This is a genomic window from Streptococcus macedonicus ACA-DC 198 (assembly GCA_000283635.1).
GTDB classification, from domain to species: Bacteria; Bacillota; Bacilli; order Lactobacillales; family Streptococcaceae; genus Streptococcus; species Streptococcus macedonicus.
In genome coordinates this window covers 489,368-507,183 of the sequence record HE613569.1, presented here as the reverse complement: position 1 = coordinate 507,183, position 17,816 = coordinate 489,368, and the positions used below count along the sequence as shown (strand labels likewise).

The 17,816-nt window shown below is 34.9% G+C and carries 17 protein-coding genes and 4 pseudogenes; 5 read left to right on the top strand and 16 right to left on the bottom strand.

Going from position 1 to position 17,816, the window contains the following annotated elements:
• Positions 1–7 precede the first annotated feature (7 nt).
• From nrdF to nrdI, 6 genes and pseudogenes are all read right to left on the bottom strand, one after another.
• Positions 8–958: a class 1b ribonucleoside-diphosphate reductase subunit beta gene (gene nrdF / locus SMA_RS02710; RefSeq protein ID WP_014294099.1), complete on the bottom strand. Its 951-nt coding sequence runs from the start codon at positions 956–958 to the stop codon at positions 8–10.
• A gap of 74 nt (positions 959–1,032) precedes the next feature.
• Entirely contained in the window at positions 1,033–1,524 is a 492-nt protein-coding gene (gene tpx, locus SMA_RS02705) for a thiol peroxidase (protein ID WP_014294098.1), read from the bottom strand.
• Between the two features lie 364 nt (positions 1,525–1,888).
• Positions 1,889–2,842, bottom strand: coding sequence for a ribonucleotide-diphosphate reductase subunit beta (locus tag SMA_RS02700; RefSeq protein ID WP_014294097.1), 954 nt, complete (start codon positions 2,840–2,842; stop codon positions 1,889–1,891).
• A gap of 9 nt (positions 2,843–2,851) precedes the next feature.
• Positions 2,852–5,008 (bottom strand): class 1b ribonucleoside-diphosphate reductase subunit alpha, encoded by a 2,157-nt coding sequence (gene nrdE, locus SMA_RS02695; RefSeq protein WP_014294096.1) that lies wholly within the window; start codon positions 5,006–5,008, stop codon positions 2,852–2,854.
• A gap of 33 nt (positions 5,009–5,041) precedes the next feature.
• A complete protein-coding gene (locus tag SMA_RS11815) occupies positions 5,042–5,374 on the bottom strand; it encodes a TehB-like domain-containing protein (RefSeq protein WP_318248502.1) in 333 nt (110 codons plus the stop codon).
• A pseudogene (gene nrdI, locus SMA_RS11810) lies at positions 5,372–5,809 on the bottom strand (class Ib ribonucleoside-diphosphate reductase assembly flavoprotein NrdI); the annotation flags it as partial. The gene SMA_RS11815 and the pseudogene nrdI, both read right to left, overlap by 3 nt.
• A gap of 157 nt (positions 5,810–5,966) precedes the next feature.
• Between nrdI and SMA_RS02685 the strand changes: the two are divergent.
• Entirely contained in the window at positions 5,967–6,638 is a 672-nt protein-coding gene (locus SMA_RS02685) for a Crp/Fnr family transcriptional regulator (RefSeq protein ID WP_014294094.1), read from the top strand.
• 45 nt (positions 6,639–6,683) lie between these two features.
• Here SMA_RS02685 and SMA_RS02680 read toward each other — a convergent pair.
• Positions 6,684–7,139: pseudogene (locus tag SMA_RS02680) on the bottom strand (hypothetical protein); the annotation flags it as partial.
• 74 nt (positions 7,140–7,213) lie between these two features.
• Here SMA_RS02680 and SMA_RS02675 point away from each other — a divergent pair.
• Positions 7,214–7,894 (top strand): IS6 family transposase, encoded by a 681-nt coding sequence (locus SMA_RS02675; RefSeq protein ID WP_014294092.1) that lies wholly within the window; start codon positions 7,214–7,216, stop codon positions 7,892–7,894.
• Between the two features lie 15 nt (positions 7,895–7,909).
• On the opposite strand, the gene SMA_RS02670 is transcribed toward SMA_RS02675, so the two are convergent.
• The 9 genes and pseudogenes from SMA_RS02670 to SMA_RS02630 form a co-directional block, all read right to left on the bottom strand.
• Positions 7,910–8,131, bottom strand: a complete 222-nt coding sequence (locus tag SMA_RS02670; protein ID WP_014294091.1) for a hypothetical protein — start codon at positions 8,129–8,131, stop codon at positions 7,910–7,912.
• 8 nt (positions 8,132–8,139) lie between these two features.
• Positions 8,140–8,793, bottom strand: coding sequence for a Crp/Fnr family transcriptional regulator (locus SMA_RS02665; protein ID WP_014294090.1), 654 nt, complete (start codon positions 8,791–8,793; stop codon positions 8,140–8,142).
• Positions 8,794–8,820: 27 nt separating this feature from the next.
• Complete coding sequence (locus tag SMA_RS02660) at positions 8,821–9,099, bottom strand: hypothetical protein (protein WP_014294089.1); 279 nt, start codon at positions 9,097–9,099, stop codon at positions 8,821–8,823.
• A 15-nt stretch (positions 9,100–9,114) separates the two neighbouring features.
• Positions 9,115–9,342: a heavy-metal-associated domain-containing protein gene (locus tag SMA_RS02655; protein ID WP_037619394.1), complete on the bottom strand. Its 228-nt coding sequence runs from the start codon at positions 9,340–9,342 to the stop codon at positions 9,115–9,117.
• A gap of 79 nt (positions 9,343–9,421) precedes the next feature.
• Complete coding sequence (locus tag SMA_RS02650) at positions 9,422–11,272, bottom strand: heavy metal translocating P-type ATPase (protein WP_014294088.1); 1,851 nt, start codon at positions 11,270–11,272, stop codon at positions 9,422–9,424.
• Positions 11,273–11,508: 236 nt separating this feature from the next.
• Positions 11,509–12,086 (bottom strand): annotated as a pseudogene (locus SMA_RS02645) (uracil-DNA glycosylase family protein).
• 201 nt (positions 12,087–12,287) lie between these two features.
• A pseudogene (locus SMA_RS02640) lies at positions 12,288–12,626 on the bottom strand (group II intron maturase-specific domain-containing protein); the annotation flags it as partial.
• A 789-nt stretch (positions 12,627–13,415) separates the two neighbouring features.
• Complete coding sequence (rlmD, locus tag SMA_RS02635; protein ID WP_014294085.1) at positions 13,416–14,774, bottom strand: 23S rRNA (uracil(1939)-C(5))-methyltransferase RlmD; 1,359 nt, start codon at positions 14,772–14,774, stop codon at positions 13,416–13,418.
• Entirely contained in the window at positions 14,774–15,718 is a 945-nt protein-coding gene (locus tag SMA_RS02630) for a hypothetical protein (protein ID WP_014294084.1), read from the bottom strand. The genes rlmD and SMA_RS02630 overlap by 1 nt, the downstream gene beginning before the upstream one ends.
• Before the next feature lie 71 nt (positions 15,719–15,789).
• Between SMA_RS02630 and recX the strand changes: the two genes are divergently transcribed.
• The 3 genes from recX to SMA_RS02615 all read left to right on the top strand — a co-directional run bounded on the left by recX (position 15,790) and on the right by SMA_RS02615 (position 17,556).
• On the top strand, positions 15,790–16,566 hold the full coding sequence (gene recX, locus SMA_RS02625) for a recombination regulator RecX (RefSeq protein ID WP_014294083.1): 777 nt from the start codon (positions 15,790–15,792) through the stop codon (positions 16,564–16,566).
• Positions 16,567–16,652: 86 nt separating this feature from the next.
• Positions 16,653–17,186, top strand: a complete 534-nt coding sequence (gene ntdP, locus SMA_RS02620; protein WP_014294082.1) for a nucleoside tri-diphosphate phosphatase — start codon at positions 16,653–16,655, stop codon at positions 17,184–17,186.
• 58 nt (positions 17,187–17,244) lie between these two features.
• Positions 17,245–17,556 carry a DUF960 domain-containing protein gene (locus SMA_RS02615; protein ID WP_014294081.1) on the top strand — a complete coding sequence of 104 codons (312 nt, stop codon included), beginning with the start codon at positions 17,245–17,247 and terminating at the stop codon, positions 17,554–17,556.
• The last annotated feature ends 260 nt before the right edge of the window (positions 17,557–17,816 follow it).

The following is a 17,816-nucleotide window of genomic DNA, read 5'->3' as shown; positions in this document are numbered from 1 at the left end:
ATTCCTTTTAAAAAATATAATCATCATCTAGCATTTCCTCCGCTTCTCCCATTAGATATCCTGCACCAACCTGTGAAAAGAAATCATGATTTGCTGTTTCAATAGAAATGCCATTCATTACAATTGGATTTACATCATTTGCTGAGGCATCTTTAAAATATATATCAAATCCCATATTCTGCAGAGATTTATTTGCATTGTACTTCACGAATGTTTTAATATCTTCCACTAGTCCGATTTCAGAATACACTTCTTCAGTATATGCAAACTCATTGTCTAACAGCTCCTCTAGAAAGGAATACATCCAATTAGTAAAGTTTTCTTGTTCAGTAATCGATAACTCGTTAAAGTCCTGTCTAAACTTATACCCTAAATATGTACCATGTACTGATTCATCTCGTATAACCAATTTAATAAGTTCTGCTAAGTTAGCTAATTTATTCTGACCTCGGTACCAAAGGGGGATAAAGAAATTGCTATAATACAATATTCCTTCTAAAAAGACACTTGCAACCTTAACCTGCATAGGTGTGCCGTTCTGATAGATCTCATTAATCTTTCTAGCTTTAAATTGCATTCTACGGTCATTGTTCATCCAATTATATATTTCTTCTATATCTTTGAATGTATTAAGTGAAATTAAAATAGTTCCATATGTTTTGGCATGGATGGATTCCATAAAGGTGAAGTCGCTCAACACAGCCTTCTCTTTTAAGGTTCTTGCATTTTTCTTTAATGCATATAAGCCCTCTTCGGATTGTAACGTATCCAATAAGGCAAGTCCTCCAACTGCTTTTTTCACCACCTCCTTTTCCATATCAGAAAGTTTTCCCCAATCTAATAGGTCATTCGAAACAGGAACCCTTGTATCCAACCAGAACTGCGCAGTTGCTTTATCCCAGACATATTCATCTAATTCATCTTCTATAAGCTGCCAATTCATTGTTTTATTTAGCATTCTTTTCCCCTTACCTTTGTACTTATTAATATTACCAATATATCAATAGTATATGATGTACGTAAAACACACACTTATAGTGATTTAACAACCTTAATAGGCTGCTCATAATTAGGAGATTCATTGATATTTTCAAGATATTCTGTATATTGAACAGTATTTTGAGAATCTAGAACCAAGACTGCCCTAGCTAGTAAATGCCACTCACCCATGAGAACACCAAATGCTTTACCAAAACTATTATCATAATAGTCAGAAAGTAAAACGACATCTAATCCTTCAGCACCACACCACCGCGCCTGAGCAAATGGTAAATCAACTGATACAGTGATAACAACCGTATCCTCTAGTTCTGATAATTCCTTGTTAAATGTACGTGTTTGTGTTGAACATAAATCAGTCTCCAGTGAAGGAACAATTGAGATAACTTTCTTCTTCCCGTCAAAATCACTTAAACTTTTAAGAGTTAAGTCACTTGACATTAGTGTAAAATCTGACATTGTATCACCAACATGTAGTTGTCTCTCTGCTGAAACTGTAACGTTTTTCCCAAAAAATGTTGTCATAATATAATTCCTTTCTTAAACAGTAGTTTTATTTATTTCTACCCTCTATTATCACTTTTTCTAATAAGTCTCTAATGCAATTTATGCATAATAACTTATCCTTCTAATTACTAAGCAAGTTCCTACCCCTACTTAATCATAAAGACTTGAGACCTCTATTATTGATTTTAATACGATATATATCTAGTCAGTAATAAGATTGATCAATCTATTGTTATCCTTTTTCATTAATACGATAACGGTATCTATCACCCCCGTTCCTTAAAATTATGTATCATAGACTAATTCCAAATCAATGACACTAATCCTAATTTCTAGTTTAATTACCAAATTAAGCCTATATCCCTATATTACATATTCTCCTCTAGAATTCGTAATCAGATTCTTCCATAATCTCTTCATCGGTTGAAGCTGATTTGTTACTAGAGATGGATAAATGATGCTCGCGTAAGTTATTTAACCGATAATTTATTCCTTTCAACACCTCAGCATTAAAACTAAATTGCTCTTTCAATCCAATCCCCATGAGAATATTATTAGCTTCCTGCAATATTAAGTTTTTAGCGATTATTTTACTCTCCTTCAAATAATAAAAGTCACCAATTAAATTAATCCCCAACTTTACAAAGTGGTCGACAGTTTCATAACCCCATGCTTTGAAGCGTTCAACCTCTTGCAGGTCTGATTCTTTTAGTAGAAGCTTTATCTTATGACTAAAATAAAAGCAATGCAAGGACTCATTACGGATAATCATTTCCAACATACTTCCGAGGTTATTAAATTCTTTATTAATCCATAACTCAAAAAGGTATGCAAGATAAGCATAGTTCAGGAGACCTTCTACACATAGCGCTATGAACCTTTTTTTAACTAGACTCGATTCTCTATAAACAGTATTAATATCATTCAAATATTCCAGTACACGTGATTCATTGTCAACCCACTCAAATGACTTTTTAAGATTAATCTCTTTATCAAAGGTGAGCAATATTCGATTATAAGCTTTGGTATTGACCATCTCGATAAATTGAATATTATTTAAAATAGCAACTTCTTGTTGCGAACACTTACCATTTCGAACAATTTCACCTACCTCTATGGACTGATTAGTAGACAAATTCGTTAAAAGTATCAGTAAACGCTTTAATTGTTCTTGTTCCTCCAAATTAAGCTTTACCCAATTCGTAAAATCATTTTCAATTGGAATCCTGGTATCCAACCAAAACAGTGATGTAGCTCTTTCCCATACTGCATTGTCAAATTCATCCTCGACAACATTCCAGTTAATGGCTCTATAATATAAATAGTTTTTTGACATAGTACCTCCTTAAATCATGCAAGATTCACAATTATTTACACTATTGAATTCGTCATCTTCCGTATATGTCCGAACATAGTAGAGTGACTTAATCCCTTTTGTCCAAGCATAATTACGAAGACGATTTAAGTCTCGAGTTGTTAATTTTGAACTTCCTTGCTTCTTCCACTCATAGATACCTTCAGGTAATACAGAACGCATGAAGAGTGTCAAGCTCATTCCTTGATCAATATGTTGCTGAGCTTTAGCGTAGATATCAATAATTTTTCGTTGATCCATGTTGTAAGCTGTCTTATAATATCTAAGTGTTTTATTCGACAAGTATGGAGCAGGATAAAAGATTGAACCAACTTTTTTCTCTTGACGATTTTCAATTAATTGAGTAATTGGGTGAAGAGATGCACTAGTCTCATTGATATAAGAAATAGAACCATTAGGAGCAATAGCTAGTCTATTTCGATGGTAGAGACCATCTTTCATGACATCTTCTTTTAATAACTGCCAATCTTCAATTGTCGGTAATAAGATATTTTCAAATATCTTTGCCACTTTTTCAGATGTAAAATGAAATTCCTTCGCTAGATAATAATTAAAATAGCTTCCATCAGCATAGCGAGAGTATTCAAAATCATGAAAAGTTTCGTTCTTTTCCACTGCAATTTGGTGACTGGCCTTTAAAGAGTAATAGTTCATAGCCAGAAAGAAAGCATCTACAAATTCTAAGGCTTCATCAGATTCATAGTCAATACCATTAAGAGCTAAAACTGTATGAAGTCCCATTGCACCAAGCCCAATTGTATGGTAGAGCGAATTTCCATTAGCCACAGTTGGAACTTCACTGATTGCACCCCGATCAGTAACAGTGGTGAGCGCCCGAATCGCATATTCTATAGACTTTCCAAAATCTTTAGATTTTATAAGGTTTACCATATTCATTGAACCAAGGTTGCAAGAAATATCGGTCCCCACCTTTTTATAACTTAAATCTGGATTTAATATAGACGGTTCTTGTGGTTGAAGAATTTCTGAGCAAAGATTACTCATAATAATTTTTCCTTTTACAGGATTAGTTCGATTAGCTGTATCAATATTTAAAATATATGGATAACCAGATTCTTGTTGTAAACGTGAAATTTCCTGTTCTAATTCACGAGCATTAATTACAGTTTTTTCTATTTCATCATTAGCCACCATAGTATCGTACTCTTTCGTTAGATCAACATAAGAAAACGGGATACCATAAACTCGCTCAACGTGATAAGGATTAAAAAGATACATTGGTTCATTTGTTTTAAGCAGCTCATAATATTTGTCAGGTACTACTAATCCTAGCGATAATGTCTTAACTCGAATTTTCTCATCTGCATTTTCTTTTTTAGTAGATAAAAATTCCAGAATATCTTGGTGAAAAACATTAAGATACACTACTCCTGCACCATTTCGTTGTCCTAGTTGATTACTATAGGAAAATGAATCTTCCAGTAATTTCATAACAGGCAGCACACCCGAAGAAGCATTCTCAATTTCTTTTATAGGGGATCCTGTTGCACGTAGATTGGATAGATTAACCCCTACGCCTCCACCTATTCTAGAAAGCTGTAAAGCTGAATTAATATTCCGACCAATCGATAGCATAGAATCTTCAATATCAATAAGAAAACATGAAACCATTTCTCCCCGCCTCTTCTTACCTGCATTTAGAAATGTTGGTGTTGCAGGTTGATATCTTTGGGAAATAAGTTCTTCTAGTATCTTATGAGCAAGATTCCTGTCCCCATTCGCAAGATACAAAGCATTAAATACAGCACGATCCTCAAAGTTTTCTAAATAATATTTCGAATCATTTGTTTTCATTGCATACTGATTATAAAATTTATAGGCAGCCATAAAGCTTTGAAATTTAAAACCATAGTTATAGGCGAACTTAAATAGCTCCTTGATAAAGATCCTATTATCTTTACCATAAATACTCAAAACACTTTCATCAATATAATCATGACTAATTAAATAATCCAATTTCTCATCGATACTATCAAAGGTTTTCAAGTTATCCCTAATTTCTGTATTTAAATATTCTTCTAACGCCTCCCTGTCATAATGAAGTGGAATCTGTCCCTCTACCGGTACATTTAACATATTATTCAGAATAAAATAATCTTTTGTCATTCTAGTCTTCTTTCTATTTTTATATTTTTACCTTTATTGATGTAAAAAATCGGATTTTTTACAAAAGAGATCAATGGAAAATACTAGGTCTTCCGTTAACGGAGAGAGTTTATACCATGTTTGGGGTTCAATAAATGGTGGTTGATTGCTAGTGTCATAAGTACACTCTTTGAGAACATCTCCATTCTCTCTCAATTCGAAAATCTTTATCTTCCCGGACCAAATAGTTATCTTTTCCCAAGTCCCATCTTTAATATGATGACTGTGCCGCAAGGGATGAGGCATATGATGTGATGTCAGATTAGGTAAGTGCCTATATGATACAAGCTCTGAACTGTATCTCCACTCTATTAACCTAGTATTCAATCGATTTGAAATGCGAATAACATCTTCCTCAGTTCCTCGTAATTCAAATTCATCTAATACTGGAAATCCAAATTCCTCAGAATACTGGTGAGCTGTCAGGCAGAATTGTTTATTAAAATTTCGATTACCACTTCCGATGATGCCCATACAATATTTACTATTTTTTTTATATGCAATAAGCCTACGGAGGGGTGTTGTTAATATTTCGATATTACCAGTAGTAACACCATTCCCTCCTTCAAGGTAGGCTGGTAGAAAAGCAAAGTAAGGTTCTTTGATTTCAAATTCCAATGATTCATTATTTTTTACTAAATCCTTGACATTAACATAATCCAATTTCTCTTGAAGTTCCCTCTGGAGATAATGATCTAATCTTTCAAGAAAATTAGTCGTATTCCCGCTAAGACTGATATAGTATATTCTAATCACTTGCATTTTTCCCTCCTAATATGTATAATTCCTATATACTGTATTTGATGATAAAAACAGACACTACATATAGTGATTTAATTATATATCTTCCCTAATTAAAAAAAATTGACCATGGTCAATTTTTTAGGAAATATAAAAGAATGCAAGGGAGAATAAAAATATGACAAAAATTGGCTGCGTTCATCGGGTTCCTCTTTTTAATAATCTTGCTTGCGATGAACAGAGTAAGGTTCAAGAATTGCTATATCATAAAACCTTTAAAAAGGGAGAAATTATTTTTTCTCCTGATGATCCAGAGCAGCTATCGATTATTTCAGCTGGTGCTATGAGAATCTATAAACTGAGTAAAATTGGTAAGGAACAGCTTATTCGTATTGTTAATGAGGGAGAATATGACGGAGAGAATTATCTCTTTGGTCTCTCAAATGATTCTCTTTATGGAGAGGCCATTAAAGAAACAAAAGTATGTATCCTATATAAGTCAGATTTCAATAAGTTAATCTATCTTTACCCACAATTAAGCTGCAAACTACTTCAATTAAATGCCTACAAATCTTTAGAGATTGAGAAGCAACTGCAACTACTGGCAATTGATTCAATAGAGGATCGTTTAGCTACCTACTTCAGTCAGCTCTCTCTCCCTTCAGAGGTAATGACTGAAGAGACCATTACGATACCAGTCTCACTGAAAGAACTAGCCAGCTATCTAGCTACCAGTCCTGAAACTATATCCCGTAAATTAAGAGCTTTTCAAGAAGAAGGATTAATAAATAGAAATGGAAAGAAAATTATACTATTTCGTTCTTTTTGGGATAAATTTGACTTTCTATAATTTTTATAACTAAAGGATAGGTGTTACTTCTACCTATCCTTTAGTTTATTTCTTTGTTTCCTTATAAAATGGCAGTAATTCATCAAAACTTTTTAATAGATCATCAATTAACCGTTCTAATGAGTGGTCAGTCTCAATTGGAATATCCTGTTTAACCAAGACCTTACGAACCTCACCCGATTTGACCTGTTTTAGTAAACTCTTTCGATTTTCTTCTGTTGCATCCATTTTGAAACTTATACCATTTTTTTGTACAAAATAATACATGGCTCCAAAAGGAAGAAGATTCAAAACTTTATTTTGTTTCTCTAAACTGTTTTCAGACCTCCTTCTTTCTACAAAACTAACCTCAACGGAAATTCCAAAATTATCAGATTCCCCATAAAGACGAATAGCCAATGCTGAATCATCCAAATCATCGGAAGGCAATCGGAAGTAACACCAAAAATGTGGACGACATAGCTGAGATTGATTCATCCATTGACTAACACGCTCTGCTTGGTTCTGTTGCAAAGTTTCCTGATAAACTAATTTTAAGATAGAATAGAGGAAAAAGATAGCTTGGAGGACAAAAGATGGATCACTTTAAAGGCAAACAATTTCAGGAAGATGTAATTATTGTCGCTGTAGGTTACTATCTTCGATATAATCTAAGTTATCGAGAAGTTCAAGAAATTCTTTATGACCGTGGGATTAATGTCTGTCATACAACCATTTACCGTTGGGTACAGGAATACGGTAAAGTTCTGTACCAAATTTGGAAAAAGAAAAATAGACAGTCTTTTTATTCGTGGAAAATGGACGAAACCTATATCAAAATCAAAGGAAAGTGGCACTATTTATATCGAGCAATTGATGCAGATGGACTAACTTTAGATATTTGGTTACGTAAAAAGCGAAATACACAAGCAGCATATGCGTTTTTAAAACGATTAAAGAAGCCATTCGGAGAGCCAAAGGTTCTCGTTACAGATAAAGCCCCATCTATAAGTAGTGCGTTTAAAAAGCTACAGAAAAAAGGATTCTATCTAAAAACAGAACATCGAACAGTTAAATATCTCAATAATCTCATTGAACAAGATCATCGTCCAATTAAACGTCGCAGTAAATTTTACCAAAGCCTCCGTACGGCCTCCACCACGATTAAGGGCATGGAAACCATTCGAGGAATATATAAAGAAAGCCGAAAAGAAGGAAATCTCTTCGGCTTTTCAGTCTGTACTGAAATTAAAGTTTTAATGGGTATCCCAGCATAATTTATTGTAAAACAATTAGTAGTATGATTTGTTTTTAAACTTTGCAACAGAACCCTCTGCTTTAAATGGCTTTACCCTGTCTTCAAAAGATTTACTGATTAAACTGAATTCATCCCGGGCCTGTCGAGCTAGGTCCCTTAAATCCACCATATACTGGCGATAATTACCAGCCTTTTCCGGCTTAATATATTTTTCTCCTCGATAGGGTAGATATTCCTTTAATTTGTCAAACGACATTTTTCACCTCATAAATCAATTAAGCCATCTCCGTTAAGAATAATTATTTTTCTACCTGAACGTTTTATCAATCTATTATCCTCAAGAAATCTAAATTTTCTAGAAAGAGTTTCAGGGGTAGTCCCTATATATCGCGCGATATCAATCATCTTCATAGGTAAACTGAACCGATAATCGTTCGCTACTTTTGACAGATCCAAGAGGTAGTTCGCTAAACGTTCCTCAACACGCTCCATAGATAAAATATGGGCCTGCTTCTCCACTTGAATCATCTTTTGCGCACTTAATTCAAATAATTTAAGAGCTATTTGTGGATTCCTAAGCATTACTTGATCAAAAGCTTGTTTACTTAATCTACAAATTTCAGTTGTTTCAAGAGTTTCACCAAAAAGAGATTCATTTTTAATACCGAACAACTGATTCTCACCCTCATAGCCACCTGGTTCAACGACCCGTAAAAGCTGTTCATCACCATTTGTAGACAGTTGGAATACTTTCATACTTCCGAGAGCCACGATGTCTAGATTTTCATCTCCTGGTCTAAAAACAATTTCATTTTTTTTAAATTGTTTGTGTTGTGCCAATCTATTAATTTTAATCTGTTCATCTTCTGACAGATAATTAAATAATGGTACAAGTGTCACACAAATGTGTTGAACCATGGATAGCCTCTTTCTAATTGATAAAATCTATTCTTGAGATAATTCATCAAATTGTTTTAATAGCTGATAAGTTTTAGTAAATGTCTCACAAGCATCATCTGGAATTGTATAATCTTTTGTAAGAGCTCTTAGTTCTGAAAATTCATTTGATAGGTCCAAATTATTATCCCTAATTTTATGTTGAATTGTTTCATAAACTTTGCGAACATCAAAGACTTCTGGATGATTTTTCCCATGAGCTTTTGTAATAGCATTTGTATATAGATCAAGCATCTCATCGTTTGCTTCAAAAAATTGTTTTAACATTGTAACTTTCTCCTATTATTTTTCTGATGCTTTTAGGACATCATAGCCAATTGCTTGCACTGCCTTCACAATTTCATTAATGTTTGTCATACTAGCGTCAAAATTTACTTTTGCCTTACTGGCATTGAATAGAACTTTGACACTTTCCTTATCGACACCTGTTACACTTTTAATGGCTCCCTCAATTTTTTGCATACATGTTGGACAAGCCAGTGTTTCAAGCTGTAGTATAGCTTTTTTCATCATCTTTACTTCCTTTCCTTATTATATCTTTAGTATAGTACGATATTTAGAATAAAAAATTGATTTATATCAAGAATCTCTATTTTCTTTTATATTTTAAAAGCCTCATAGCATTCAAAATAACTAGGAGAATGCTACCTTCATGAACAAACATGCCAATAGCCATATTCATCCACGAACTTGAGAGAACGCTGATAAGAAGAACTACTACGACTAGCAATGAAATGAAGATATTTTCAATCATATTACGTCGTGTAGCTTTAGCCAATCCGATCGCATGAGGGATTCTGTGAAAATCCGAATTCATCAAAACAACATTTGAAGTTTCAATGGCAACATCTGTACCGTTTCCCATGGCAATTCCAATATCTGCCAAGGCCAATGATGGGCTATCATTAATACCATCTCCGACAAATGCTACTATTTCTCCACTTGCCTGACGTTTTCTCACAAATTCTGCCTTGTCTTCTGGTAATAGATGACCATAAGCCTCGGTTAAGCCTAACTGACTAGCAACTAAATCAACTGTGCCTTGATTATCTCCAGACAATAGAATGAGATTTTTTACTCCCATATTCTTAAGCGTCTCTAAATCCTCCTTGACTCCTTGTCTAATCTGGTCGCGAATCCCTACAATAAGAGCTATTTGTCCATCAATAGCAGTTAGGACAATTGAATTCCCTTCTGCTTCCATCCCTGCTATGTCGCTCTTCATCTGGTTAGTGAAAGGAATATTATATTGATTCATCAAATAAGAGTTCCCTACGAGAACTTGGTGATTTTGAATACGAGCAACAACTCCCCCACCTTGAACGACCTCTGTTGAGTCAATTACCTCTACTAAAGAACCTGAGTAATTTTTCACAATTGCTTTCGCGAGCGGATGATCTGATTCTCTCTCAACACTAGCCAGTAAGCTCTCAGCAAGACTCCTATCACTGCTATAGTAGATTGTCTGTGCAACCTGAGGGTTACCATAAGTTAATGTTCCTGTTTTATCAAATAGCATTGTATCAACTTTACTAAAGTTTGTAATGACATCACTACCCTTAAATAAAATACCATGTCGTGCGCCATTTCCAATCCCTGACACATTTGAAACTGGTACCCCAATAACCAATGCACCAGGACATCCGAGAACCAAAATAGTAACGGCTAACTCAATATTGCGACTAATAAGCCAAACGAGAATAGCAAGCAACAAAACTGCAGGTGTATAGTATTTTGAAAATTGATCAATAAATCTTTCAGCTTTTGATTTGGAGTCTTGTGCTTCTTCGACTAATTCAATAATTTTCCCAAAAGTTGTGTCTTCCCCAATTTTATCAGTACGAAGTTGTATGGTCCCATTTTCGAGAATAGTACCAGCAAAAACTTTATCTCCTAGACCTTTAGAAACTGGAATAGGCTCACCTGTTATGCTAGATTCATTTGTGGTACCAGCGCCAAATATAACTTCACCATCAACTGGGATTTTACCACCTGTTTTTACTATAAGAATGTCACCTTCTTCAACTTCTTCAACCGACACCTCTTCAAAGTCACCATTGTGTGCTTTCCGAAATGCAGTCTCCGGCACCAATTCGACAAGATTCTTAATCGCAGAACGTGTCTTGGCTAATGTTCTTTGTTCTAAGTATGCACCGAACAAGAAGAGAAAAGCTACAATAGCTGATTCTTCAAACTCTTTAATAACGAATGCCCCTAAAATAGCAAGAGTTACTAAGAGATCGATGCTAATGACCTTAACTCTAAGAGCTTGATAGGCTTGAACAAAAATTGGTAAACCGCCAACTAATGAAGCTACAAACAGTAGATAAGCTGATCCCTGCTCACTACTAAAAACCCATTTGGATGAAAAAGCAAGAATAATAAGAACACCAGTTATTGCTGTCAACCAATTCCGATAACGTGATAACCATCTTTGCATGATTTCTACCTCCTTTGTTATATCCAGTATAACCGAGCATAGAAATATAATAATTGATTTATATCAAGTTTTAAAAATACTAGAATGTCTAGATTGTTTCAAATACATCTAACTATGTTCAATTGATTTAATGATATTAATCATAGAATTATATTTTTATAATTCTATTCAGTTACGATAGTGTCAGTTCTAAAAATTTTGACTATAAAAACAATCCTCTGTATATTTCCGAATCTTTATTTAAGAATTGCTTTAACACGTTCCTGCAAAACAGGAATAACCTGATCTAGAAACCAAGGATTTTTGGACTGCCAAATATTATTACGTGGCGAAGGGTGCACAAGGGTGAAAAATTCAGGTAGATATCTATCGAAATTCTTTACAGTATTGGTTAATTTTTCCGTCGATCTTTGTTTTAAGTAATATCGTTGAGCATAGGCACCAATCAAAAGTATTAATTGTTTATTTGGCATGAGATCTAATGTTTTCTTATGCCATTTTCTGCAAATCCTTTTCTTGGAGGTAAGTCCCCCGTTTTACCTTTTCCAGGAAAATAATAATCCATTGGGACCACTGCGAAATATCCAGAATCATAAAAACATTCTCTATCAATACCTAACCATTCACGAAGCTTATCGCCGCTTAAATCATTGAAAAATATACCTAACTCTTGAGCATGAATCCCCAGTGCTTGTGCTATGATTATAATTTTAGCAGTCTCTGGAGCAGAAAAAAGTGATTTTATCCCTCTTTCTGTATATGAAATATTATCTTCATCGTACATTATTTCTTTTAAAAGTTTAGAATAGCTCATTCAAATCGTCCTTTCTCTTTATTACTATAATATAGCATCTTTGTATGAGGGAAAGCTTGATGCTTCTTAATTTTGTAAGCAAATTTCAATTTAAATTTTAAAAAGCACTTGACAGGTAAGTGATTACTCACTATAAATCGAGTAGGGACTAATTTCTAGTCCCTCTCACACCACCGTGCGTGCCGTTCGGCACACGGCGGTTCAACTAACTTTTAACGCATGTCGTTTTAGATAATAATCTAGGCAAGAAACCAGTCCACGTTTAGCGAGGACTGGTTTTGATATGGCACGTTTCGGTACAGACCTCTGAGCCACTAATTGATAATGGTCTCCCCAGCCAGATACTTTATTCGCTATCCACTTCAGTGCTCCTAATTTGAGAAGTCCCCATAATCGCCTAGATTTCTTCTTCCATTGTTTCCAGATAATAACTCTTATTCGAGTTCTTAATCGTTCATCAATGCTTTCCATGACTGATTTCATGTTCGTCATAGAAAAGTAGTTTATCCAACCTCGGATGACCCAGTTTAGTCGCTCAATTCCAGCAGAACCTTTATTAGCTCTAACTTGATTGTAAGCGTCCAACATATTTGAACGAGATAGGATATTATCTAGTAACTGTGACATGTGTGTATTCCTTTCTTGTTTCGGTGTCTGTAGGATATCTTATATTGGCGAACTTTCTTCTAGTCAATACGTGACCGCCTCCAGTTCTATCAGACCGTTCTTTTACAGACACAAGTGAAGTAGGTATACTCCGGTTAATAGTTTAGCCCTTCGCTCCACTTCCATTACAGAAGTTTCTTCACTACTATGGCCTCGGCTGACTTCTCATGATTCGTTGTTACTACGTCTTATTGACGCCCATGAGACCTCACGGGATAAGTCGTACATCTTTCCTCATTTACACTCGTGATTTACGCATATAGGTTACGACTACCTTTTGGGACTTTAATGTTCTTAGCCACCTTGTCCGCTATATACGCCTTCGTATCACGTTTCTGTTCGTAGTGCCACGATTTCGCTATCCCTTCCTCTCCCCGCTACCTCACGATAGTCAGGCTTGGGAGTCGCTATTGGGTTCACCGGTAGCGGGTGCCCGCAGAGGACTTTCACCTCAGATGTACTACATGCCCGTCGTACTAAAAAAGCGAGAACACTTATTAAAATGTTCTCGTTTACGTTGAAACATCTAATATTTGTGTCTTCCACAGACAGGCAGGATAAAAACGCTAACTTCAATCTCCTTTTTTTGCACTTTTTTGAGTCCTCCTAGACCATCTGGAATAAATACAAAATGTTTGAAAAACTGCTTGAAATCAAGGATTCTCAGCATTCCTTCTTTTGTAGCTTCACTACAGCCTCGGTCCGTGCGGTATGCGGAAACATATCCACCGACTGAATGTAATGAACGTCGTAAACTTTACTCAACTTGACCAAATCTCGAGCTAACGTTGCGGTATTACATGACACATAAACCATTTTAGCAGGCTGATATTTTAAAATAGTATCCAAAAGCTTATCATCAAGTCCCGTACGTGGTGGGTCAACAATCAAAGCATCCGCACGGTAACCTTCCTTGTACCACTTAGGAATAATATCCTCTGCGCGTCCAGCTTCGTAGTGAGTATTCTCAAAGCCCATACGTTGCGCATTTTTCTTGGCATCAGCAATCGCCTCTGGAATAATATCCATACCACGAATACTCCTTACCTTAGCTGCAAATGCAAAACCAATTGTCCCAACACCGCAATAAGCATCAATAACATGGTCATTTTCTGAAACATCAAGCGCTGCAACAGCTTGGCCATATAACACTTCTGTTTGCTGTGGATTCAACTGATAAAAAGCTCGTGGTGAAAGCGAAAATTGATAATCTAAAACTTCCTCAGAAATATCAGCATTTCCCCAGATAACTTCAGTTTTTTCACCATAAATCTCACTTGATTTAGAACGGTTGATATTAACAGCAATTCCTTTAATCATGTCAAATTCAGCCGTTAATTGCTTAATGACAGGGGCTAAAAAAACATCTCGACTAGTGATAAAAATCAGCTGCACTTGATTAGTCGCAATAGCTTTACGAATCATAACCGTACGCACCCCAGCAATTTTACGTTCATCGTAAATTGGAATGTGGTGCTTTTCTAAAAGTTCAGTCACACGATTAATAATCGCTTGCGTCAATTCATCTTGCACCAAGCAATCTCTAATATCAACCAAACGATGACTACCTTCTTCAAAAAGACCTGATTTTACACTTCCTTTAAATGAACGTGTTTGAAATTGCAACTTAGCACGATAATGATATGGTACCTCCATACCAAGCGTATGGCGAATATCATAATTCTCATAGCCAGCAGGCTTAAATTTTTTCAACGACTGAGCAATCAAATCATCCTTAAACTCTAACTGCTTATCATAACGAAGATGCATGATTTGACAACCACCACATTTTTGATAAATCGGACATGCAGGCTCCACACGAAATTTCGATTTTTTATTAATACTTATCAGTCTTGCTTGTGCAAAATTACGTTTAACCGCTGTAATTTGACAAAAAACATCCTCACCCTTCAAAGCACCCGGAACAAACACTAAGGTTTTCTTATAAAATCCAATCCCTTCACCATTGATTCCCATACGCTTAATTTTCAAAGGAATTTTTTGCTTTACTTTTAAATTCATTAGTGACTAAATATGACTCCTATATCTTTTAAATTTTCTATCGTAACTTTTTCAATTTTCGGCAAATCCAAAATCTCTTCTTCAGACCATACTTTGAAATCATTGATGCTATAAATACCATTTTCTTCAAAGACATCAAGCTGCGCTGTCGTCAAAAAATCAAGCTCATCCAACAGTATATCCATTACCGTATCCAAACAATAACTGCTCAAATACCCCGAAAGATAACTTGCTGCTCTCTCCACCAACGGCAAAACAAGACGAAACGCTGCATAAACAGTCTCAATATCATTTTCAGCATACTCAAGTTTTAAACCAGAATCATCTTCTGCCAAGACCTTGCTCAATGACAAACCCGAACATAAACAAAAGTCCTCAAATCCCTCAACTTCATCAAATAATCGTTTGAGCAATTCATGAGCAGTAAAATCATCATCCGCAAGAATCGCACCAATCAAAAGAAGCGTTTGTAGCAAATAATCATGTTCATAAGAAACACAATTCTCACAGAAAGCCTTAGCTGATGCATAATCCGACACCAAAATATAAAGTGACACAATTTCATAATGACAACCATAGTCACCATTTTCATCACATTTATTTAACTCCTCAAACTGTGTTAAAGCCTTTTGATAAAGTCCATTTACCTTATAAAGCGATGCTAATCTCAATTTTTCACTAAAAAAAACAAAAGACATTTGTTCAGAATTCCCAGCCAAAGAATCGAGCATCTCTTTAAGACCCTTGATATCAAAATACAAATCATCCGATAACCGAACATCTCTAGGCACAACTTGTTCATCTCTTTTGCCAGCAAAATCAAGCACATCATCGTCAAACATGAAATCATCCATATCCCAAAAATCTTCCTCTGCTAACTCAGAAAGCTCTTTTTTCTGAAGAATTGTCTCCCAATCAATTATTTTATTCTTATCACCTTTCATCATCTCACCCTCCCATCTCTACACTTTAATTCTAATCCCTTCTATTTTAACATTTTTGTTATAATGAATATATGAAAATCACTAAAATTGAAAAGAAAAAACGGCTTTATCTTTTAGAAATCGACGCTAATGATAAACTTTACGTTACAGAAGACACTATTGTTCATTTCATGTTAAGTAAAAATATGGAAATTGACGAAGCAACACTCAAAGACATTCAAAAGTTTGCTCAGTTTTCTTATGGTAAAAATCTAGCGCTTTATCACATTTCTTTTAAACAACGCACAGCTGCCGAAGTTAAAAAATACCTTGAACAGCATGATATTGACAGCCTTTATATCCCTGAAATTCTTGAAAATCTCAAAAAAGAAAACTGGATTAACGATGAACAATACGTTGAGACGTATTTATCACAAAATCTCAATACAGGGGACAAAGGTGCCTACGTTTTAAAACAAAAACTCATTCAAAAAGAAATTAATTCCCAACTCATTGACCAAAAATTAGCTAATTTAGACTTCTCACCTCTCTCCGAAAAAGTAGCTCAAAAACTTCTCCGAATATATCAACATAAACTCTCAACAAAAACACTTAAAGATAAAATCATTCAAAATATGATGAATAAAGGTTTTTCCTACTCAGAAGCCAAAATAGCTTTTGAAAACCTTGAAGTTGAAAAAGATAGCGAACAAGAATTTGAATTACTTTATAAAGAACTCGATAAACAATATCGAAAATATAGTAAAAAATATGATGGCTACGAATTAAAACAACGACTAACCCAGTCACTTGCCCGAAAGGGATTCAATTTTGACGATATAGCTAGTGCCCTCAGAGACTATTTATAGAAATAAATAACATTTCTAAGTGTCTTTTTTCAGAAAATTATGATAAACTATAACAGATAAGTTTAATTGTAGAAAGTTGGTAAGGCATGAAATTACCTAAGGAAGGCGACTTTATTACAATTCAAAGTTATAAGCATGATGGTAGTTTGCACCGTACATGGCGCGACACTATGGTACTAAAAACAACAGATAATGCTGTTATAGGAGTTAACGATCACACACTCGTCACAGAAAGTGATGGGCGACGTTGGGTTACGCGAGAACCAGCTATTGTTTATTTTCATAAAAAATACTGGTTTAATATTATTGCTATGATAAGAGATAACGGTGTTTCATACTACTGCAATCTTGCCAGTCCATACGTTATGGATGAGGAGGCTCTTAAGTATATTGACTATGATTTAGACGTCAAAGTTTTTGCAGATGGAGAAAAAAGACTACTTGACGTCGATGAGTACGAATTACATAAGCAAGAAATGGGCTACTCTCCAGACATTGATTTTATTTTAAAAGAGAATGTCAAAATTCTCGTTGACTGGATTAATAATGGCAAAGGACCGTTTTCACAAGCCTATATTAATATTTGGTACAAACGTTATCTTGAACTGAAGAATCGTTAAAAGTTGCAAGCACTCCTTTTTGGAGTGCTTTTACACTACTTGAAAGGAGTAACTCACAATGGCATTTGAAAAAAACAAAGAACGTTACGCAAGCTTTGGCGTCGCTACTAGCTTACCACATGAAATTATAGATACATTTTGGGATTTATTAGACCACTACCTAAAAAATGTTGTCCCACTTGACCCAATTTTAACATTTAGACTAGCTAATAATCATAACAATGTAATGTTTGAATATCACGACAGCAAACGAAAAATCTTCATTGGTTTTGATTACAACTTCCCGTTCGATCCCTTTTTCCCAGAAATCGTACACATCATTGACCAAGCAGGCGTAGAAACACTCCTACTCCCACACGAACTTGATTAATAATAAAACTCTCTACTATACTAATTGAATTACACCCCAATCGTTAGATTTTATGCCTAACTTTTGTATTCAGTACAAATTGTGTAGAGAGTTTTTATATATCTAAAACAAAATAGTTTTTGTCCGCCTGCGTTAGCATTATTTTGGAACTATTCGAAACAGCACAGCTCAAAAAAGCTCTGTAACTTTTGAGTAGAATCCCAACTACTAAAAATCGAAACAAAACAAAACAAAAAAAGAAGACCAAGTAGTCTTCCTCA